This is a genomic window from Nitratireductor sp. B36, assembly GCF_020833685.1.
In the GTDB taxonomy this organism is placed as follows: Bacteria; Pseudomonadota; Alphaproteobacteria; order Rhizobiales; family Rhizobiaceae; genus Nitratireductor.
Window position 1 is genome coordinate 165,261 of sequence record NZ_JACKZY010000003.1, and the last position, 20,169, is coordinate 185,429.

Sequence of the window (20,169 nt, forward strand, 5' to 3'; positions counted from 1 at the left end):
TTTCGCGGAATGGTTAAGGCGATCCACAGGATGGATTTCACCCAATTCCGGATGAAAAACCGGAAAACAATGTTTCCGGGAAGCGCCTTACCCGCCAAATGAGGCGATGAAGGGGCGTTGTCCCAGCCGGTGGAACCCTCGCCCTTAACGTTGGGGTAACGGGCGGCTGATATCCGCCGAACCATGAAACCGGTTCTGCTCAAAGCTGCGATCGCGACGCTTCTTTCCATCATCGCCTCACTGGCGATCTCCTGGGTGGCGATCCGCCTGACCGGCGGTTCCATGAATTGGTTTGGCGTCTTCATGAGCACGCTGTGCCCGCTGCTGATCGCATTCCCGGCCAGCGCCTTCACGTTCTACCAGAATCACAGGATTGCGCTGGCGCATCAGGAACTCGAGGCTGCCCACCGCGAACTCGCAGGCCTCTATCGCAGGCTTGCCGCATCCGCACGCATCGATGACATGACCGGACTGCTCAATCGGAACACCTTCATCGAGGAGCTGAACCAGGCAGGACGGCAGGGCGCAGGCGGCGTCTTGCTCATCATCGATGCCGACGACTTCAAGGGCATCAACGACACGCACGGACATCTGACCGGGGACCGTGCGCTCGCCGCAATCGCGACTGTCATTCAGGGCTTGTTTGGCGCGGAAGGCATTGCCGGGCGGATCGGCGGCGAGGAGTTCGGCGTGTTTTTGAAAGGCGCGTCCCTTTCCCGCGGCAGAGCAGTTGCCGAACGTTTGCGGCGAAGTGTCGAGCGGATCGAAGTCCGGACGGTACAAGGCGGGACAGCCCGACTCAGTGTCAGCATCGGGGTGTCATTCGTGGAGGCGGGTGCGGACTTTTCCACGCTGATGGCAATCGCCGACGAACTGCTTTACGCAGCGAAGGGGCGAGGCCGCAACCAGGTGTGCGCGCCAGACCCGGAGACGGTGACCGTACAGCTGCGCACGGCTTCCTGAAGGCCCAGCCTCACCCAAATGAAAAGCGCTGCGGAAACGATCACGCAGCGCCGGAAAATACACATTCGATATGAAAGAATGGTGCCCAGGAGAGGACTCGAACCTCCACGCCTCGCGGCACACGGACCTGAACCGTGCGCGTCTACCAATTCCGCCACCTGGGCAGGTGTGCGATGCCGATGTAAGGGCCAAGCCCGTCCGTGTCAACGCGGATTCTTGTTGTTTGTCAGGAAAATGACAAAGCCCGACACCGTGGACTTTCACGAAAGCGGGCAGGGGTGCCGTGGAGCCGCCCTGCCGTCATGGATCAATCTTCCAGAACCTCTTTCGACGCCACGGTCGAATCAGCGTTGAGCTTGTAGACAATGGGAACGCCGGTGGCGATTTCCATCTTCACGATCTCCTCGCCTGAAAGACCGTCGAGCGCCATGACGAGGGCGCGCAGCGAATTGCCATGGGCGGCCACCAGAACCGTCTCGCCGCGCAGCACATGCGGCAGGATCTCGTGCAGGAAATAGGGCCAAACGCGTGCGCCCGTGTCCTTCAGGCTCTCGCCACCGGGGGGTGGCGTGTCGTAGGAACGGCGCCAGATATGCACCTGCTCCTCACCCCATTTGGCGCGTGCATCGTCCTTGTTGAGGCCCGAAAGATCGCCATAGTCGCGCTCATTGAGCGCCTGATCCCGGATGGTCTCCAGATCCTCCATCCCGAGCTCTTTGAGGATGTGGTCGTTGGTGACCTGCGCGCGCGAGAGGACCGAGGTGTAGGCGATGTCCGGCTTGAAGCCACGGGCCTTCAGCCGGCGTCCGGCATCCTTTGCTTCCTCATGGCCTTTCTCGGTGAGGCCCGGATCGCGCCAGCCGGTGAACAGGTTCTTCAGGTTCCATTCGCTCTGACCGTGACGAACGAGAATGAGGGTGCCGGACATGGTGCGTTCCTTGTTGCTTCGTGGTGGAAGGTTCAGTTGAGCCCGAGCACATCGAGCATGGAATAGAGGCCGGGCTTGCGGCCATGGGCCCAAAGGGCGGCCTTTGCCGCCCCATGGGCGAAGATGCCACGATCCTCAGCCTGATGCGAAAGCGTGATGCGCTCACCGGCACCAGCCAGAATGACCGAGTGTTCGCCGACAACGGAACCGCCGCGCAGCGTGGCAAAGCCGATCGTGCCTTCCTCGCGCGGGCCGGTCTGCCCGTCGCGCACACGCACACTCTTTTCCGCAAGCGCGATTTCGCGACCCTTTGCAGCGGCCTCGCCAAGAAGCAGAGCCGTGCCGGAGGGGGCATCGACCTTGTGACGATGGTGCATCTCCAGGACCTCGATGTCGAAATCGGACGCCTCCAGCGCGCGGGCGGCCTTTTCGACCAGTACGGCGAGAAGGTTCACTCCAAGGCTCATATTGCCTGATTTCACGATGGTGGCGTGGTGGGAAGCGGCCTTGATCTTCGCTTCGTGTTCCGGTGCGAAGCCCGTTGTGCCGATCACATGGACAATCTGCGCCTGAGCGGCATAGCCGGCAAACTCCACGCTGGAGTCCGGCGCGGTGAAATCCAGCACGCCATCGGCCTTCGCGAAGGCTGCCAGCGGGTCATCGGTGATGGCGACATCGATCGTGCCGATGCCGGCAAGCTCACCCGCATCGCGGCCAAGGAACGGAGAACCCGGACGCTCCACGGCGGCTGCCACACGCAACCCCTCCATGGCATGCACGGTGCGGATGAGCGTCTGCCCCATGCGGCCGGCCGCGCCGACGATGACAAGCCCCATATCGCTCATGTGTTCTGCTCCTGCGGCTCTGATGCGGTGGTGTTGGCGAGCAGGTTCTCGCCCTTCTGGCTTTGCATTCGGTGGAAGCGTGCATAGATGCCATGTGGCTTGGCGAGGAGGCTCTCATGGGTGCCTTCCTCAACCAGATGCCCTTCTTCCAGAACGATGATGCGGTCGGAATTGACCACGGTGGAGAGCCGATGTGCGATGACGAGCGTGGTGCGGCTTTCCATGATGCCTTCCAGCGCCTGCTGGACCCGGGCCTCGGACTCGTTGTCGAGTGCGGAGGTCGCCTCGTCGAGGAGAAGGATCGGCGCGTCGCGCACGATGGCCCGGGCAATGGAGATGCGCTGACGCTGGCCGCCGGAAAGATTGGCGCCATTCTCGCCCACCAGCGTGTCATAACCTTTTGCCTGCTGGCGGATGAACTCGTCGGCAAAGGCAAGTCTTGCTGCTTCCTCCACCTCCGCGTCGGTTGCGTCCGGGCGGCCATAACGGATGTTGTCGCGGATTGTGCCCTCGAACAGATAAGGCTGCTGCGACACATAGGCGATGGCATTGCGCAGCGAGCTCTTGGTGACGGACGAAATATCTTGCCCGTCAATCTCGATCTTGCCGCCATCGAGATCGTAGAAACGCTGGAGAAGCGCAAAGAGCGTGGACTTGCCGGCACCCGACGGGCCCACGATGGCCGTGGTTTCACCCGCCTTTGCAACAAAGCTGACGCCGTGCAGAACGGGCAGATCGTCACCATAGGAAAAGGCGACCTTGTCGAAGGTGACCGTGCCCTCACTGACCGAAAGCGTGCCTGCCCCCGGCGCATCGCGTTGCTGCGGCTCGGTGTCGAGGATCTCGTAGATCATGCGCGCATTGACCAGCGCGCGTTCCAGATTGACCTGGACGCGGGCAAGCTTGCGCACGGGATCATAGGCCAGAAGCAGAGCGGTGATGAAGGCGAAAACGGACCCCGGCGGCTGCGCGCTGACGGATGCGCGCCAAGCGGCATAGCCTATCACGCCGGCAATCGCCAGGCCGGCCAGAAGCTCGGTGATGGGGCCAAGCCGCTCGGAGACGCGGGCGATCTTGTTGGAGCGGTCCTCGGCATAGGAAATCAGCCCTGACATTTTGTCCGAAAGCTGCTTCTCCATGGTGAAGGCCTTGATGATGGCGATGCCCTGAACCGATTCCTGCATGGCTCCCAGCAAGCGGGAGTTCACATCGACGGCCTCACGCGTGACGCGGCGCAGGCGGCGCATCAGATAATTGACCGAATAGATGAGCGGCGGGCCAATGACCAAAGCGATGACCGAGAGCAGGGGGTCCTGCATCACCATGACAGCCACGAGACCGATAAGCGTGACCAGATCTCGGGCAATGGAAGCGACCGTCATGTTGAGCAGGTCGCGGATGCCCGTCACGTTCTGGCTGATCTGAGCGGCAAGCTGGCCGGAACGCGTGGTGGTGAAATAATCGATGCCAAGCCGCATGAGATGATCGAACATGCGCTGCTGGTAGCGGGCGACGATGTTGTTGCCGATCTTTGCCAGCATGACCGACTGGCCATAGGTGGCGAAACCGCGGATGGCGAAGGCAGCCACGATGGCGCCGCAAATCCAGCCGACCAGTTCCCAGCGCTGGCGATAGAACACCTCGTCGATGATGTCGCGCATGATCCAAGCGCTGAAAGCGGTGGTCGCGGCGATGGCCAACATGCAGGCAATCGCGATCGCATAATGGCCGATATAGTCGCGACCGTTTTCCGCGAAGATGCGGCGAATGACAGGAAGAACGTCTCCCACATCCGCCTTGTTCTTTCCAAGCTTCAAAACATCCGTTCCTGTTCAGCCAAGCGGCCGGGCGTGAGCGGCCGCACTTTTTCAGCAACAGGCTATGCCCGTTCGACCGCGCTCATGCAACGGTGAATCCTGCCCCGGCAGCCGCTTTCATGCGGTCTTCCAGCGCCGCCCCTGGGTTTCGATTCCGAAACGAACGGGTGTGCGGGCATAGGCGGCGAGGCCAACAAGAGCAGCTTTTGGGTGCGTGATGACGTAGACAGGAATGTCCTTTACCAGAGCTCCGTGCGGTGCCTTGTCTTCGAAAGCTGCTCGGAAATGGCCGTTCTTGAGCGTCGGAACGATTTTCTGCGCGATGCCGCCGCTCAGATACACGCCGCCCCGCGCCATGAAGATGAGCGCCATGTCGCCGGCAAGCCGCCCCAGATAGGTGACAAAGAGATCAAGCGTCTCGACCGCCACGGGATCGGACCCTTCGAGACCGGCGCTGCTGATCTCCGCAGGTGTCTCGTGAACCGGCTTCTTGCCGTCGGCAGCATTGATTGCACGGTAGAGATTCACCATGCCGCGCCCGCACAGGATCTGCTCAGCGGCAACGCGACCCTCAATACGCTCCAGATGCGGAAAAATCTCGAGATCGCGCTCGGAGCGCGGACCCATATCGACGTGCCCGCCTTCGCCCGGCACCGGAAACCAGGTGTGCTGCGCGTGAACCAGGCCGGCCATGCCAAGCCCTGTTCCGGGTCCAAGGACCACGCGACTGCCGGTGGCTTCCGACCTCCCGGGACAGACCATTTCCAGATTGTCGTCGTCGAGCGCGACCACAGCCAGCGCCTGGGCTTCGAAATCATTGATGACGATGATGTCGCTAAAACCCATCGTCTCCATCATCTTCCGCGGACGCACGACCCAGTCGCAGTTGGTCAGGTCGATCTCATCGCCCTCGACCGGACCAGCCACCGCCAGCACCGCCGATTGCGGGATGATGGAGGTGCGGTCGAGGATGGCGCTCTGGATGGCTTCGTCGATGGTCGCGAAGTCCGCGGTTTGCACCACCGGAAATGTTTTCGGCTCGGCGTTGGAGTCCACCAGGATGGCGAAGCGCGCATTGGTGCCGCCAATGTCGCCGATCAGGACGGGAAATCGCAGGGCTGTATCGTTCTCATTCTTGAAATGCATGGCACAGACTCTGACGATTTGCCGCTTCAAAGATAGGGGTTAAAGCGGAATTAAATCGGTTAAAGACGGAACGCAAGCGCGCCGACAGCAAAAAGTCTGCGCGCCTGCCGCATCCGTGCCGATTGGTTTTACTGAAACCCGGGCCTATTGGTCGGTCGGGGAACCCGTGCGGGCGGCATCGCCGACAGGACACTGGCAGGGCTGGCGGGCTGGTAGCCGAGTACAGGCAGATCAGCCGCTGCAGCCTGCGGAACTCCCCCCTGACCGGCCACCGTCACCGCAGCTTCGGAATCCGGACTGGGTGCATCGAGGACAGCCCGACAGGCGGAGGGCAGAGCCGCCATGGTCATCACGTCCCGGGCTTTGGGCTTGGCGGGGCCCTTCGCCGGCCTCCATGGTTCATCTGTGAACCACCATGCAAGTGAATCATCGCACCCTTCACTGCGAGGGGGCGGGCTTTGCGGTTTGCAGCCGGTGGAGCCAGCCGGGCAACCGATGCGGACATGAAAATGGTAGTGATGCCCCCAGAATGGCCTGATCTTGCTCAGCCAGGAGCGATCACCGCGCACGGTATCGCAAAGCTTCTTCTTGATACCCGGATGAACGAGAATTCGCTCGACTTCGGAATAACTTGCCGCGCGACGCAAAACCGCTTCGTGGGCGGGAGACCATTTTTTGTCGTCGACGTAGAGGGAATCGTTCTTCAGCATCGAGACGGCGCTGATGCGTTCGCGATCCGTCACACTCATGCGCTGGGCTGGCATCGGGGTGAACCAGATATCGGCATCCAGCCCGATCTGATGCGACGCATGACCGGAAAGCATGGGACCGCCGCGCGGCTGCGAAATGTCCCCGACGAGAAGCCCGCGCCAGCCGTCCTGCGCGGCTTCTCTCGACAAACGCTCCAGCAGTGAGATCAAGGCAGGATGCCCCCAACGACGGTTGCGCGAGAGGCGCATGGCCTGCCAGTGCGGCCCATCAGGTGCAATTGCAACGCCGCCCGAAAAACAGCCCTTGGAGTAAAAACCATAGGCTGCCGGCCGTGTGGCGGCCGGGAGTTTCTTGGCTCCAAAAAGCTCCTTGGCGAGAGGTTCGGCCTGAACGGAGGCAATTGTGGTGCAAAGGCCAAGCATGGCCAGGGCCACCAATTTGAAAGTCCGTTGGAATCGCATCGCTTCCTCGTTGTCAGCCCACCCGCGCGATCATCGAATCATAACATGCTTGCCATTCGCTTACCGCATTCGTTTACGAATCCGCTTCACGCCAGCTTCCGTCTGCCCACATGGTTTCGAGCGCGGCGCGATACTCGGGATGCCGCATCCGGTAGCCCGTGCCTTTGAGCCGCGCATTCGAAACACGTTTGCACTCGCCATAGAACGACCGCCCCATGGGAGAGAGGTCCGCGTCTTCAAATGATACTTCTGGCGGTGGCTCGCGGTCTGCCAGAGCGGCAGCATGGGCCACCACGTCCTGTGGAGGCGATGGCGCATCATCGGTCACGTTGAAGATGCCCGTCTCGAAACGGCGTGCAAGATGCGCCGTTGCGCCGGCGATGTCGTCCACGTGAATGCGATTGAACACCTGGCCCGGTTTGACGATGCGGCGTGCCTTTCCCGCTTCGAGACTGCAGAACGCATTGCGCCCCGGCCCGTAAATCCCGGACAGGCGGATGATGGCGACGGGCAGATTGAGCTCTGCGCCAAGTCTCATCCAGTCGTTCTCTGCGACCAGCCTCTGCTTCGAACGGTCGGAGACCGGGTCGCAGGTTGCGGTTTCATCCACCCATGCTCCGCCATGATCTCCGTAAACGCCGACTGTTGAGAGATAGCCGATCCATTTGAGCGAGGGCATGGCCCGGGAGATGATTTCGCGCCCGGCAGCCAGTACGGGATCGCCTTCAGCGTCCGGTGCTATGCTGACGATGAGATGCGTGGTGGAGGCCAGCGCATCTTTCGCTTCGGCAGGAATGGTGCCCTGAAACAAGTAGGGCACGATGCCCGCGCGCTTCAGGCCATCGGTTTTTTCGGCACTTCGCGTGGTGCCGGCCACGAAGGCCGCTTCACCAGACACCTCGCGGGCGATGGCCCGACCGGAATAGCCTGCGCCGAAGATGAAGAATCGCTTGGTCATGATGGCCCGTCCCATTCAGCCTGTACCTGCGTGTCGCTCTCCTGCGGGCGCAATCGCGTTTCAATCGCTGCGAACGCCTTTTCATCCAGGAGCCGGGAAAGCGCCCAGACCGCGGCGCCGCGCACCAGAGGTGAGCCATCTTCGGCGAGGCGCTCGCATGGGTCAACAAGACTGGCTTCGCCGGAATTGCCCGCCGCGATCAGCACATTTCGGATGAAACGGTCGCGGCCAATGCGCTTGACCGGTGAGCCGGAGAAGAAGGCGCGAAAGCCGGCATCGTCCAGCTCCAGAAGCGAGGACAGCGGCGGCTCCTTCAGATCCTCGCGGGCCTGAAGCTTCGCCTCGGCGGCGCCTTGAGCAAACTTGTTCCACGGGCAGGCGGCGAGACAATCGTCGCAGCCATAGATGCGGTTGCCCATGGGGATGCGGAATTCGCGCGGGATCGGCCCCTTGTTCTCGATGGTGAGATAGGAGATGCAGCGCCGCGCATCGATCTGGTAGGGCGCGGGAAACGCGCTGGTCGGGCAGATGTCGAGGCAGGCACGGCAGGAGCCGCAATGGTCGCGCTCCGGCGCATCCGGGGCAAGCTCTGCGGTGGTGAAGACGGAACCGAGAAACAGCCAGGAACCGAATTCACGGCTCACCAGATTGGTGTGCTTGCCCTGCCAACCAAGGCCGGCCTCGCGAGCGAGCGGCTTTTCCATCACTGGCGCGGTGTCGACGAAAACCTTCACATCCTCGCCGGTGCGGGCGGCGAGTTTGCCGGCAAGCTGTTTCAGCCTGCCTTTGATCACATCGTGATAATCGCGGTTACGCGCATACACGGAGATCGCCGCCCGGTCCCGACGCTCCAGGATCTCAAGCGGGTTTTCGTCCGGGCCGTAGTTCATGCCCAGCATGATGACAGAGCGCGCCTGCGGCCACAGATCGCGCGGATGGGCGCGGCGGTCCGCCGTTTCCTCCATCCATTGCATGCTGCCGTGCCGGCCTTCCTTGAGGAAATGGCCAAGCTCGGCCGCCCGCGAGGGGGCACGCTCCGCCGAAGCCACGGCGACGGCATCGAAGCCCAGCGCGCGCGCCTCCCTTTCGACGAACGCGCGAAGCCTGTCGGCCTGCGCGGGTTTCATCAGAAATCCAGATCCGCGTAGTGAGAGACGGGGGAAAGCCCGCGCACGCGGTCAGCCAGAATGGAGCGGAAAGAGGGGCGCGATTTCATGCGGGTGTACCAGTCTCGCGCCGCCGGATAATCATTCCATTCGATTTCACCCAGATAATCCAGAACCGAGATCGTGGCGCCTGCCGCGAGGTCAGCATAGGAGAGACGTTTGCCGGCCATCCAGTCGCGTGTACCGGCCAGCCAGTTGGTGTATTTCATGTGCTGGCGCACATTGGTGCGGGCGGCTCGGATGGCTGCTGAATCCGGCGAACCGCCACCTTCCGAGCCAGCCATCTGCGGCTTGAGGGCGCGCTCGCGCACCAGATGCCGGGTGACATCGGCATCAGCCTTGACGAGATACCAGTCAACCAGACGGCGGATTTCCGCGCGGTCGACAGAATCTTCCGCCATCAACCGCTTTTCGCGTTTGAGCGCACCACGTGTCTCGTCGAGATACTCGGCGATGACCGTGGCGCCGACAATGGGATGATCGCCCTCGGCCAGAAGCACGGGAATGGTTCCGGCCGGATTGAGCGTGAGAAACTCCTCGCGCCGCGTCCATGGGCGTTCCTCGATGAGGGCGAGTTCCTCGCCATATTCGCCAAAGGAAAGCCGGATGAAACGGCAGGAAGCGTAGAGGGGATGATGAAACAGGGTCAGCATGCGGTCGCTTCTAACGGAAGGCTCTGGCCATTTCATGGCCTTGGCGGTAATTCTTCAATTACCTGATTCTGCAAGTACTCCCTTCTGCTATAGGGGGAGACGTATCTGCTGACAAGCAAGCCATGATTGAGGAGCTAACATGACGGATCAGACCATCGTGGGGGCCCTCCTTCTTGGCGTCCTCGAAGGACTGACGGAGTTCATTCCCGTCTCCTCGACCGGGCACATTCTTCTCGCGGGCCACTTTCTCGGTTTTGAATCCACCGGCAAGGCCTTCGAGGTTCTGATTCAGCTCGGCGCCATTCTGGCGATCCTCAGCGTCTATGCGGCGCGCCTCTGGCAGATGCTCATCGACCTGCCGCGCGATCCGGCCACGCGGCGCTTCGTCATCGGCATTCTGATCGCCTTTCTGCCGGCTGCAGTGATTGGCGTTCTGGCCTACAAGATCATCAAGACCGTGTTCTTTGAAACACCGCTTCTGATCTGCGTGATGCTGATTCTGGGCGGCTTTGTGTTGCTTTGGGTGGATCGCCGGGCAACGAAACCGCGCTATCACGACATCACGAAATTCCCGCTCTCCATGTATCTTGGCATCGGTCTGTTCCAGTGCCTTTCAATGATCCCGGGCACCTCGCGCTCGGGCGCGACGATCGTCGGCGGGCTCTTGATGGGCGCAGACAAGCGCTCGGCGGCGGAGTTTTCCTTCTTCCTCGCCATGCCGACCATGACCGGCGCTTTCGCCTATGATCTTTACAAGAATTACGATCTTCTCTCGGCAGCCGATGTGAAGATCATCGCCATCGGCTTCATCGCCGCCTTCTTTGCCGCGCTTATGGTGGTGCGCTGGCTGCTTGGCTACGTATCGCGGCGCGGCTATGCGCTGTTTGGCTGGTGGCGGCTGCTCGTGGGCAGTGTCGGGCTGATCGCGCTGCTTGTGTGGGGTTGAGCCTGCCGAAATCGAAGTGTGGAATCCGGTTTTCAGATTGTTCCGCCTCGATTTTATGGCAGCGGTGTGGTGCGTGGTTCGACAAGCTCACCATGAGGGAAGTGGAGCATCGCGGAAAAGCCTGCTTCGGTGAGGTTACGGACGGGAACTGCAATCATCTACCTCCCTCATGGTGAGCTTGTCGAACCACGCACCCCATCAATGCCATGGCGGCGCGTCCACATGAACACAGATCACCCATCCAACAAAAAACCCGGCGCGAGGCCGGGTTTTTCATGTCTCTGCAGGCGGCGTTTTAGGCAACGGCACCGTTGATCCACGCCGAAAGCGCCGTCTTGGGTGCGGCGCCGACCTTCATGTCGGCCACTTCGCCGCCCTTGAACATCATGAGGGTCGGGATCGAGCGCACGCCATACTGCGCGGCCAGTTCCGGGTTCTCGTCGATGTTCACCTTGGCGATCTTGACCTTGCCACCGAGCTCGGCGGCGATCTCGTCCAGCGCGGGCGCGATCATCTTGCACGGGCCACACCACTCGGCCCAGAAGTCGACAACCACGGGCTCGGACGCCTGCAGCACGTCGGACTGGAAATTGTTCTTGTCCGCCTTCACGGTGGCCATGGGAATTCTCCTTATCGGCAAATCTGTCACACCACATGTGGGGGTGGCGCGGGGTCGCGTCAAGCTCTGTTGTGTCACGCTCCCGTGAGTCGTTCAAGCGCCTCTGCCAGACGATCCTCGGGCACCGGCAGCAGAACCGGCGTTTCGGTGAACAGAAGCGCGGCCTCGACCCTGCGGCCGGGATATAGCGGTTTCAGGAGCTCCGCATAGAGCGCAAGCTGCGCGACATAGGCGGCGGGTGCTTCTTCCAGCGATTTTGGCGCGGGGCGGTTGGTCTTGTAATCGACGATCAGAACCGCCTCATCGGTAACAGCCAGACGATCGATCTTGCCGGAGACGGCGTGGCGGCGCTTGCCAAGCGTGAGCTCGCCCATGACGGAAACTTCGGCGCGGGACCCAGGCGCGAAGATGGGCGCGAAGCGCGTGTCCTCGAGGATCGCGCGCACCGAGTGCCAGACGGCCTGCCGCTCTTCGCTGCTCCAGGTGCCGCCCACACGGTCGAGATATCGACCGGTTGCCGCCTCACGCTCCTCCTGCGGGCACTCGGGCAGCAATTGCAGAAGCTTGTGAACCGCCAGACCGCGCTGGATGGCAAAGCCCGGCTTGCGCGCCTCGTCGAGAACCGGGGAGAGGGGAGAGGGGACCGGCTCGTAATCAGCTTCGATCAGAGCGCCAGCACGCGACGGCGAGAGCGGGCGCGGCAGGTCGACCGGCATGGGCGGCGGCGTGAGCAGGGCTTCGGGAAGCGCGGTTTCGGGCGCGGTCTCAGCGGGTTTCTCCGCCTCAGGCTTCACCGCCGGGGCATCGCTCACACGATAGCGATAGACCGGTGCGCAGATTTCCGGGCTTGTCCGTTCCTCCACCCGGTCGGCCCCGGAAAGCGCGGCGCGCACAACATTGAGCCAGGTCAATTCCTGAGGTTCGCGCTGGCCATGATAGCCGCAGACGATGAGGCGGTCCTCGGCACGCGTCATGCCCACATAGAGGAGTCGGCGATATTCCTCCTCCGCCTTGATCTTCGCGTCGGCTTCAAAGGTGGCCGCCACCGTGTTGGAAACATCCTTGCCGGCGCGCCAGAGGAAACCCTTGCCCTTCCAGCCTTCGCCGCGCGGCGCGAAGGGCATGAGCTTGGGCAGATGCTGGGAGACGAAGGGCGCGCTGCCCGGATCGACCAGAAACACCACCGGCGCTTCGAGCCCCTTGGCGGCGTGAACCGTCATGATGCGCAGCTCGTCGCGCGTCTGGTCCATCTCGCGCTTGATTTCCGGCGCCTGCCCTTCAAGCGCCGAAAGCAGCGCTTCAAGCCCGTTCAGCCCCGCGCGCTCGCCGGCGAGTGCGAAGGAGAGGAACTCGTCGAGAATGTCGTTTGCCTCATGGCCAAGCCGGGCAACGAAAAGCCGACGCGCGCCCTCCCGCTCGCGGGTGCCCGTGAGAAGGCCCGCATAAAACTCGAAAGCCGGCTTGAACGCCGCCTCGTTCTGCCAGTTCTGCAGGGTCTCGACCATGCCGGCCACTGCCGGATCTTCCAGCGCCTGCGCGCGCATGGCGTCGAACAGCGGCACGGCGTGCCCGCGGTTCCAGGCCAGACGGAAGAGGCGTTCCTCATCCATGCCGAAGAGCGGGCTTTTCAGCACTGCTGCCAGCGAGAGGTCGTCATGCGGCTGGAGCAGGAAACGGCCAAGGGCAATCAGGTCCTGCACGGCGATGTGTGCGGTGAGCCGCAGGCGGTCCGCGCCGGCGACATCTATGTGACGGTTTTTCAGGCTGCGCGAGAGCGCGTGCACGAAACGGTCGCGCTTGCGCACGAGCACAAGCACATCGCCCGCCGTGAGGCGTTTGCCGGTGCCTTCGATGATCTCGCCATTGCGGATCCAGTCCTCGACGGTCTGTGCGATGGTTTCGGCCAGCCGCACGGCGGGTGCGGAGGCGTGGTCGATGGCTTCCGTCCAGTCTTCCGGCTCGTCCACCGCGACCGGCGCGATGGGCGACCAGACTTCCACATAGCCGGGCTGGCCCGCGCGAACGGCCAGATGTTCGATCGGCTCGGGATCGTGCGTCAGCCCCTGTGCCACATCGGCTTTCGAGAACACGAGATCAGCGGCGCGCAGCACATCCTCCGTGGAGCGGAAGGAATAGCGCAGGCGCAGGCGCTCGAAACGGCGCTCGACCTCGCGCACCTTTTTTTCAAAAGCGCGGCCGCTCTCGCCGAAGGCAGCCGGCTCCGCACCCTGAAACGAATAGATGGACTGTTTTTCATCGCCCACGGCGAAGATGGTGCGCAGGAGGCCCTCGCGCGCACTTTCGCCGGCAAAGAACTCTTCCGCCAAAAGGCGCACGATCTGCCACTGCTCGGGGCTCGTGTCCTGCGCTTCGTCTATCAGCACATGGTCGATGCCCTTGTCGAGCTTGTACTGAACCCATGGCCCGGCATCGGCACGGGCCAGAAGCCGGATGGTGCGCATGATGAGATCGTTGAAATCGAGAAAGCCACGCGCGCGTTTCAGACGCTCATAGCGGGCGATCATGCCATCGGCGATGACAAGGGCCGCACGCGTTGCCTCCAGCATGCGGAAAAGCGCCACGCGGTCGGCGGCATTGCGGATTGCCTCCGCCGCCTCGCCATAGCGCTCCACAATGTCGGGCAGGGCAGTGCGCAGCGCCTTTTTGAACGTGCTTTCGCCATAGACGCCGCCATCGGCCTTCAAAAAGCCCTTGCGCAGATGGTCGAGCCGGCGCAGCGGGTCCGCCTCCTCGAAGGCGCGGCTGGCATCGGGCACGATGCTCTTCAAAACCGTTTTGGCGTCGACGGCCTCAGCCTCGGCCACGAAGGCACGAAACGCACCGGCATCGAAGCCCGGAAGCGGCCAGATGGAGGCGGCAATCGATGCTGCCGTGTCATCGGGTGCGAAATCGAATTCCTCGAACAGGGCGCTGTAGGGCACCGGGTCGTTGCCGATTTCATCGATAAAGGCGCGCAAGCCGTCGCGGCGGGCGATGATCTCGGACAGGAGCTCCTGCAAGCCGCTCTCGCCGCCGCGCTCCAGCACCTCGGCAAAGGCTTCGGCCAGCGCGCCATCCTCGCCAGCGGCACCGGACAGGAGATCGCGCCGCGCCTCGGCAAGAAGCGCCTCCTCCATCTGCGTGTCGAGCAGCTCGAAATGGCCGGCAATGTTTGCCTCCAGCGGGAACTGGTGCAGGATCGCCTCGCAGAAGGCGTGGATCGTCTGGATTTTCAGACCGCCCGGCGTTTCGAGCGCGCGGGCGAAAAGCCGCCGCGCGCGGGCGAGCTTCTCGCGGTTGGGCTCCTTGCCCTCCATCCTTGCGATCACATCGGACAGTGCCTCGTCGGGCAGGAGGCTCCAGCCGGCAAGGTCGCGGAACACGCGGTTGGCCATGTTGGCAGCGGCAGCGCGCGTGTAGGTGAGGCAGAGGATCTTGGAAGGGTCCGCCCCCTGCAAGAGAAGCCGGATCACGCGCTGGGCAAGCACATGGGTCTTGCCGGAGCCCGCATTGGCCGAGACCCAGGCCGATGTGGCGGGATCGGCTGCAAGCGACTGCGCCTTGATCGTGTCCTCGGGGATCAAGGGAAACTTTTTCATTCGTCCCCTCCGCTTTCGCCCGCATCGCCACCGGCAGACCATTCGAGCACACGCGCCAGATGATCGTAATCGCCATCCACATCGCCCTCGCGGAAGGGCAGGACGCGCGAGCGATAGCCCGTCTCAGGCTTGTGATAATGGGCGAGAAGCTGCCCCAGCCGCTCCCATGCCTCTTCGGCCATGCCGGGCGCGGTCTTGTCGCTGTCCTTCATGCGAAGGATGGATTCAGGCACCACCTCGCCATTGGCCTTGAGCCGCACATAGGCAAGGTCGCCGGGCTCGGCGGGATCGATATCGGCGAACGCGCCGCGCTGAAGCAGCGCCGCTTCCAGCGCAAGCTGCGGGGAAAGAAGCGTGTGCGCCTGCCGGCGCGACGGCGAGGCGCCGGTCTTGTAGTCGAGGATTTCGGCGCTGCCATCGGCGCGGATGTCGATGCGGTCGGCGCGGCCTGAAAGGGTGAGGCCGAGCTTTGCCACCTCGATGGCCGAGGCGCGAATTTCGGCATGGCGCCTTGCAATGCCTTCGGCGCGACCGCGCTCCCATTCGACGACGGAGGCCGCCGTGCGCTCGAAGCGCGGCCACCAGACCGTTGCCACATCCTGCGGGAGACCGGCTTCGGCAAAAAGCTCGCGGCCAATGGCGATCAGCCTGTCGAGCGCGTCGGGGGCAGTCGGATCCTCCACCTCCTTGATGAAGCGCTCCAGAACATCGTGAAAGAGATTGCCGCGTTCCGCGGCACCCGGATCGCGGATCAGCGGGTCGAGCGCGACAAGCGCCAGAATGCGTTTGGCATAGACGGCATAGGGATCGCGCCGCAGCGTCTCGATCTCGGTGATGGAGAAGCGCGTGGGGCGCGCCTCGACCGGCGGCGCAGGCTCGGGCCGGGGGGCGAAATCCTCGTCGGGCCTGTCGTCCAGAAGGCGCGCCCATGCGACCAGCTCCCGGCCGCGGGCACGCATGGTTTCGGCGACTTCTTTGCCAGCAAAAGCCGTGAGGCGCTGCAGCCAGCGCGAAGCGACAGCCGGCGCATCGCCGGCGCGGGCGGCGCGTGTCAGCACCACATTCTTCGTGCCCATCGCCATCATAAAATCATGCGCGGCCTGGCCGATGCGGCGCTCCGGCGGCTCCAGCGAAAGCTCGGCCTTCATCAGGCGCGACATGAAGCGGTCGGAGGAGGGAATGGCAGGCCAGGTGCCTTCATTCATGCCGCCCAGAACCATCGTGTCGACATGCAGAAGCCGCGCTTCGAGCGTGCCCCAGATGGCCACGCGCCTGTCTGCGCCCATGGTGGGTTTCACCACCTCGGTGGCGATGAGCGCGTCAAAGACCGCCGGCCACTCGGCGGCATCGAAGGGCAGGGTGGTTTGCGAACCCACCAGACCGCGCAGGAAGGCGGCCATGGCCTGTCCGCGCTCGCCGTCATAGTAGTTGGTGAGGCTGCCATCTTCGGACCGGCCCAGCGCTTCGAGAACTTCGACTGTCTTGCGCGCCATCTCGGGCACGCCGATGCCCGATTGCCCGCGAAGCGCAGCCAGTGGGCGCAGCGCCTCGACCAGGGCACCGAGCACGGCGCGCGCTTCGGCCAGTGCGGCGTCGTTGACACGCGGGAACCAGAAGGGCTTGCGCGTGTCGCGTTCAATCGCTCCCCAGCGTGTTTCAAACAGAGCATCGAGCGTGGTGATATCCGGCCGGCCCGTGCCACCGCGCAGCGCCACGAGCTCGATGGTCTCGGCGGCGCGGCGCACGCTGGCGCGCTTCAGCCCCAGCCGGAGCAATGGGTGCTTGAGGAGGGCGACCATGGCGATGGGTTCGCCGGGGCGGAACACGGTTTCGAGCAGCAGCCGTGCCAGCGTTGCCGGCGGGGTTTCGGCGAGCGGCGTGCCGCCGGAATCATCCGCCTCGATCCCGAAGCGACGCAGCTCCACCGCGACACGGCGCGCCAGACCGCGATCGGGTGTGACGAGTGCCGCCGTGGCGTTCTCGTCGGTCAAGGCAAGGCGCAGCGCAACGGCTATCGACAGCGCTTCCTCACGCTCGTTTGCGGTCTCGACCAGGGTCACGCCGGAAAGCGCGTCCCCTTCTGTCGCATCGGCTGCAAGCGCCTGATTTTCGAGCCAGGCATCCGTGGTTTCGGCAGGACGCAGGGTTTCGCTGACCAGTGCGCGGCGCAGGGCAAGCGGTGGGGCAGGCTCGCCAAGCTCGACCACCTCATCACGGGTGATGCCGATGGCGGAAAGCAGCTTCTTCAGCCCTGCCTGCGGGTGGCCGAAGGCGGATGGCTCGTCCGCATCACCCACCGCCTCCCAGGCCCGTGCGTCGAGCCGCGTGTCGAGACCCGGCAAGACCACGGCACCGTTTTCCAGCCCGGCGATCGTCGCCAGAAGCCGCGCTGTCGCCGGAATGGAGCCGGTGGAGCCGGCAGCGATGACCGGGCCTTTGTGTGCATGAACCTTGAGGCGTGCGGCCTCTGCCGCCAGCATCGCGTTTCGATGCGCGGCGGGGTTGGAACGGTCGAGTTCCTCCAGCAGTTTTGGCCAATGGGCGGTGACGATCTGCAGGAATTCGAGCGTCACCTGCCACCAATGCGCCAGCGCATCGGGCGCGAGGCTGGCGAGCTTCGTCCAGTCGGCTTCCTCGGTTTCGATCTCGTCCATCAGGCCGGCGAGATCGCGCGCGAGCCAGATGGAATCCGACGCCGAAGCCGGCACCACGACACCTTCCTCAAACAATGCCGCCACATGGCCGGGCAGCCGCGCCTTCCACGCCTGCACGAGCGGTGCCAGCAGCAGGATGCGATCCAGCGCCTCTATCGGCGGGGCGAGATCGAGCGCGGAGGCGCCTTCCGTATCGAACAGCGCGGCCTCCTCATCGAACTCGCCCAACGGGCGAATGACGGGCAGGATGGCGGACTGGCCGTCGAGCTTTCGAAGCAGGACATCGCGCAGGGCGCGGGCGGCGCGGCGGGTCGGCAGATAGATGGTGACATCGGCCAGCGCCAGCGGATCGCCCGTGTGCCGAAAACCCGGCACGAGCCTGCCTTCAAACAGGGCTTCGACAAGCGTCTCCAGAAAGCCGACGCCGGGGGGAATGGAAAAGACGCGGCTGGTCTCTTTAGCCGACATCACTCTTCCCGGCGTGCTTCATCACCACCGCTTCGGCAGGGGCGATGGCGTCCGGCGTGCCGACGGTGATCCACGCGCCGTCCATCCTCATACCGAAAAGCCGGCCCTTGGCCTCGGCGGCATCGAAATAGGCGTTGAGAGACTGTGGTTCGTTGCCGGCACCGGCAAAGATGCGCGGGTGAAGCACGATCGCGCCGGCATAGATGACGCCGCCTTCCACGCCGCGATCACGGGTGAGGCGGCCTTGTGCATCCATTCGGTAATCGGTCGAGCCGGAATGACCCGTCGCCTGTTCGGTGTCTGCAACCATGAGGAGAATATCCATGGTCTCAGGCTCCCAGGCAAGGGCCATGCGCTCGAGATTGGACGTGCCAGATTCAAGCCAGAACGTATCGGCATTGAGAATGAAGAAGGGCGCATCACCAAGATGCGGGAGAGCGCGGATGACGCCACCGGCCGAATCCAGAAGCTCTGCGCGTTCATCGGAAATGACGATCTTCGGCGCGGTGCGGCCTGCCAGATGCGCTTCCATCTGGTCGGCGAGGTAATGCACGTTCACCACGGCCGTTTCGACCCCGACACGCTCCAGCATGTCGAGCGCCCTGTCGATCAGCGTGCGTCCGGCGACCTTCACCAGCGGTTTGGGCATGGTGTCGGTGATGGGGCGCATGCGCTTACCGAGCCCGGCGGCCAGCACCATCGCCTTCTTCGGGACTGTTCCGCTCATGCCTCGTCTCCGCTCAGGAAGCCGGCCTCTTCATAGAATGTGCGCAGCTCGTCCAGCACGGGATGGCCCATGGCGCGGCGAAGATAGGCGCGGATGCGCGGCAGGTGCTTGATGTAGAAAGGCTTGTGATCGCGCTGCTCCAGCCGCACGAAGGTGCCGAGCAGCTTGGAATTGCGCTGGGTGGCGCAGATCGCATAGGCCTCGTCGAACGCTTCGCGATCGAACGGCCCCTGCTCGGCGCGGGCAGCGCAATAAGCCTCCACCACAGCGCGTTCCAGCGCTTCGGGCATGGTCACGCGGGCATCGAGCGCCAATGAGGCGACGTCATAGGCTGCCGGCCCGCACACCGCATCCTGCAAATCGATCAGCCCCAGCCGGTCGAACCCTTCGCGCTCCGCCCGCCAGATCAGGTTTGGCGAATGAAAATCGCGAAGGACGAGATTTTTCTCGAAGTCTTCAAGGCGTGCGAAGAGCCGGTTCCAGCGTTCCATATAGCCCGCGCGCTCCGCATCGTTTGCGGGACGTCCGGCCATGAAGGGCATGTACCAGTCCGTTAAGAGGCTCACCTCGATGCCGAGCGCCTCGCGATCATAAGGCGGCAGTTCGTGAACGAGTTGATCGGTGACCGGCATCTCTTTCGGCCAGGCATCACGGTGGAGGGCTGCCAGCAGGCGCGCCGCCGCCACATAGCGTTCGGCCACCGGCTCACCTTCGGGCGAGAGAAACGGCGCTTCGCCCAGATGCTCTGTGAGGAGTAGCCCCGTTTCCAGATCCTGCGCATAAACCTCATAGGCCGAGAAGCCGCGGGCGCGGATGGCGTTTGCCATGGCAACGGAGGCGGCGACGGACTGCGCCAGGTGCGCGATGCGGCTATAGGGACGCCCGCACTCAAGCAGCGGCTCATCACGGCGCTCCGGCGCATTCATCAGGATACGGCGGGCGCCCGTGCGTGTCGTCACGGTCTCATAGGCCCGCAGTGAAGCATCGCCCAGAAGGAAGGCGCGATGGGCGCTCAGCTCGCCGGAATTGTTGAGGAAATCGCGAATGGCGAAGCTGCGCTCGAGCCGAAGCATCGCTTCCTCGGGCCCCGCCACCACCGCAAGCCGCCCTTCACCGCTGTCGTGCAGCTCAATGCGGATCGCATCAGCAAAGCGCTCGCCAGCACACTCGGGCCATTCGACAAGTGCAACGCCATCGTCCGCCATCTCGAACAGGCCGAGCTCTTCCAGCTCGTCGGGATCGGCCAGCCGATAGAGATCGAAATGATGCACGGGGATGCGCGCTTCGTAGCTCTGCACCAGCGTGAAGGTGGGGCTTGGCACCTCCAGCTCCGGATTGTCGGCCAAGGCGCGGATGATGGAGCGGGCAAGTGTCGTCTTGCCGGCACCGAGATCGCCCTTCAGGGCCAGAATATCGCCGGGCCGCAGCGCCACGGCGATATCCTCGCCGAAAAGCGTGGTTGCGTCTTCATCCGGCAGGAAGCGTTCCAGAACGCGTGCTGTCATACG

Annotated in this window: 15 protein-coding genes and 1 tRNA gene; 2 read left to right on the plus strand and 14 right to left on the minus strand. The window is 63.5% G+C overall.

Annotated elements, in window-relative coordinates:
- The first annotated feature begins 183 nt into the window (after positions 1-183).
- Complete coding sequence (locus H7H48_RS12515; protein WP_229449408.1) at positions 184-963, plus strand: GGDEF domain-containing protein; 780 nt, start codon at positions 184-186, stop codon at positions 961-963.
- Between the two features lie 79 nt (positions 964-1,042).
- On the opposite strand, the gene H7H48_RS12520 is transcribed toward H7H48_RS12515, so the two are convergent.
- The 9 genes from H7H48_RS12520 to H7H48_RS12560 all read right to left on the minus strand — a co-directional run bounded on the left by H7H48_RS12520 (position 1,043) and on the right by H7H48_RS12560 (position 9,648).
- Positions 1,043-1,127, minus strand: a tRNA-Leu gene (locus H7H48_RS12520).
- Positions 1,128-1,270: 143 nt separating this feature from the next.
- A complete protein-coding gene (locus H7H48_RS12525) occupies positions 1,271-1,891 on the minus strand; it encodes a 2,3-bisphosphoglycerate-dependent phosphoglycerate mutase (protein WP_229449409.1) in 621 nt (206 codons plus the stop codon).
- A 32-nt stretch (positions 1,892-1,923) separates the two neighbouring features.
- Positions 1,924-2,736 carry a 4-hydroxy-tetrahydrodipicolinate reductase gene (gene dapB / locus H7H48_RS12530; protein ID WP_229449410.1) on the minus strand — a complete coding sequence of 271 codons (813 nt, stop codon included), beginning with the start codon at positions 2,734-2,736 and terminating at the stop codon, positions 1,924-1,926.
- The gene (locus tag H7H48_RS12535; RefSeq protein WP_229449411.1) at positions 2,733-4,553 is read right to left on the minus strand and encodes an ABC transporter ATP-binding protein; all 1,821 of its coding nucleotides are present in this window, start codon (positions 4,551-4,553) and stop codon (positions 2,733-2,735) included. Before H7H48_RS12535 ends, dapB begins: the two co-directional genes overlap by 4 nt.
- 117 nt (positions 4,554-4,670) lie before the next feature.
- Complete coding sequence (locus H7H48_RS12540; protein ID WP_229449412.1) at positions 4,671-5,699, minus strand: glucokinase; 1,029 nt, start codon at positions 5,697-5,699, stop codon at positions 4,671-4,673.
- 128 nt (positions 5,700-5,827) lie between these two features.
- On the minus strand, positions 5,828-6,871 hold the full coding sequence (gene mepA, locus H7H48_RS12545) for a penicillin-insensitive murein endopeptidase (protein ID WP_370633372.1): 1,044 nt from the start codon (positions 6,869-6,871) through the stop codon (positions 5,828-5,830).
- 73 nt (positions 6,872-6,944) lie between these two features.
- Entirely contained in the window at positions 6,945-7,829 is an 885-nt protein-coding gene (locus H7H48_RS12550; protein WP_229449413.1) for an SDR family oxidoreductase, read from the minus strand.
- Entirely contained in the window at positions 7,826-8,956 is a 1,131-nt protein-coding gene (gene queG, locus H7H48_RS12555; RefSeq protein ID WP_229449414.1) for a tRNA epoxyqueuosine(34) reductase QueG, read from the minus strand. Before queG ends, H7H48_RS12550 begins: the two co-directional genes overlap by 4 nt.
- The gene (locus H7H48_RS12560; protein WP_065816731.1) at positions 8,956-9,648 is read right to left on the minus strand and encodes a glutathione S-transferase family protein; all 693 of its coding nucleotides are present in this window, start codon (positions 9,646-9,648) and stop codon (positions 8,956-8,958) included. Before H7H48_RS12560 ends, queG begins: the two co-directional genes overlap by 1 nt.
- 139 nt (positions 9,649-9,787) lie before the next feature.
- On the opposite strand from H7H48_RS12560, the gene H7H48_RS12565 reads away from it, so the two are divergent.
- The gene (locus H7H48_RS12565; protein ID WP_229449415.1) at positions 9,788-10,594 is read left to right on the plus strand and encodes an undecaprenyl-diphosphate phosphatase; all 807 of its coding nucleotides are present in this window, start codon (positions 9,788-9,790) and stop codon (positions 10,592-10,594) included.
- 295 nt (positions 10,595-10,889) lie between these two features.
- Here H7H48_RS12565 and trxA read toward each other — a convergent pair whose 3' ends face one another.
- The 5 genes from trxA to tsaE all read right to left on the minus strand — a co-directional run bounded on the left by trxA (position 10,890) and on the right by tsaE (position 20,166).
- A complete protein-coding gene (gene trxA, locus H7H48_RS12570; RefSeq protein ID WP_007009092.1) occupies positions 10,890-11,213 on the minus strand; it encodes a thioredoxin in 324 nt (107 codons plus the stop codon).
- Positions 11,214-11,287: 74 nt separating this feature from the next.
- Entirely contained in the window at positions 11,288-14,812 is a 3,525-nt protein-coding gene (gene addA / locus H7H48_RS12575) for a double-strand break repair helicase AddA (protein WP_229449416.1), read from the minus strand.
- Entirely contained in the window at positions 14,809-17,934 is a 3,126-nt protein-coding gene (addB, locus tag H7H48_RS12580; protein WP_229449417.1) for a double-strand break repair protein AddB, read from the minus strand. The genes addA and addB overlap by 4 nt, the downstream gene beginning before the upstream one ends.
- Positions 17,924-18,661, minus strand: coding sequence for a nucleotidyltransferase family protein (locus tag H7H48_RS12585; protein WP_229449418.1), 738 nt, complete (start codon positions 18,659-18,661; stop codon positions 17,924-17,926). Before H7H48_RS12585 ends, addB begins: the two co-directional genes overlap by 11 nt.
- The gene (gene tsaE / locus H7H48_RS12590) at positions 18,658-20,166 is read right to left on the minus strand and encodes a tRNA (adenosine(37)-N6)-threonylcarbamoyltransferase complex ATPase subunit type 1 TsaE (RefSeq protein ID WP_229449419.1); all 1,509 of its coding nucleotides are present in this window, start codon (positions 20,164-20,166) and stop codon (positions 18,658-18,660) included. The genes H7H48_RS12585 and tsaE overlap by 4 nt, the downstream gene beginning before the upstream one ends.
- Positions 20,167-20,169 lie beyond the last annotated feature (3 nt).

What these genes read in the sequence shown, in the direction of transcription:
- H7H48_RS12515 (WP_229449408.1), top strand. Translation starts at nt 184, where the DNA reads ATGAAACCGGTTCTGCTCAAAGCTGCGATCGCGACGCTTCTTTCCATC.
- H7H48_RS12525 (WP_229449409.1), bottom strand. Translation starts at nt 1,891, where the DNA reads ATGTCCGGCACCCTCATTCTCGTTCGTCACGGTCAGAGCGAATGGAAC.
- dapB (WP_229449410.1), bottom strand. Translation starts at nt 2,736, where the DNA reads ATGAGCGATATGGGGCTTGTCATCGTCGGCGCGGCCGGCCGCATGGGG.
- H7H48_RS12540 (WP_229449412.1), bottom strand. Translation starts at nt 5,699, where the DNA reads ATGCATTTCAAGAATGAGAACGATACAGCCCTGCGATTTCCCGTCCTG.
- mepA (WP_370633372.1), bottom strand. Translation starts at nt 6,871, where the DNA reads ATGCGATTCCAACGGACTTTCAAATTGGTGGCCCTGGCCATGCTTGGC.
- H7H48_RS12550 (WP_229449413.1), bottom strand. Translation starts at nt 7,829, where the DNA reads ATGACCAAGCGATTCTTCATCTTCGGCGCAGGCTATTCCGGTCGGGCC.
- queG (WP_229449414.1), bottom strand. Translation starts at nt 8,956, where the DNA reads ATGAAACCCGCGCAGGCCGACAGGCTTCGCGCGTTCGTCGAAAGGGAG.
- H7H48_RS12560 (WP_065816731.1), bottom strand. Translation starts at nt 9,648, where the DNA reads ATGCTGACCCTGTTTCATCATCCCCTCTACGCTTCCTGCCGTTTCATC.
- H7H48_RS12565 (WP_229449415.1), top strand. Translation starts at nt 9,788, where the DNA reads ATGACGGATCAGACCATCGTGGGGGCCCTCCTTCTTGGCGTCCTCGAA.
- trxA (WP_007009092.1), bottom strand. Translation starts at nt 11,213, where the DNA reads ATGGCCACCGTGAAGGCGGACAAGAACAATTTCCAGTCCGACGTGCTG.
- addA (WP_229449416.1), bottom strand. Translation starts at nt 14,812, where the DNA reads ATGAAAAAGTTTCCCTTGATCCCCGAGGACACGATCAAGGCGCAGTCG.
- addB (WP_229449417.1), bottom strand. Translation starts at nt 17,934, where the DNA reads ATGTCGGCTAAAGAGACCAGCCGCGTCTTTTCCATTCCCCCCGGCGTC.
- H7H48_RS12585 (WP_229449418.1), bottom strand. Translation starts at nt 18,661, where the DNA reads ATGAGCGGAACAGTCCCGAAGAAGGCGATGGTGCTGGCCGCCGGGCTC.
- tsaE (WP_229449419.1), bottom strand. Translation starts at nt 20,166, where the DNA reads ATGACAGCACGCGTTCTGGAACGCTTCCTGCCGGATGAAGACGCAACC.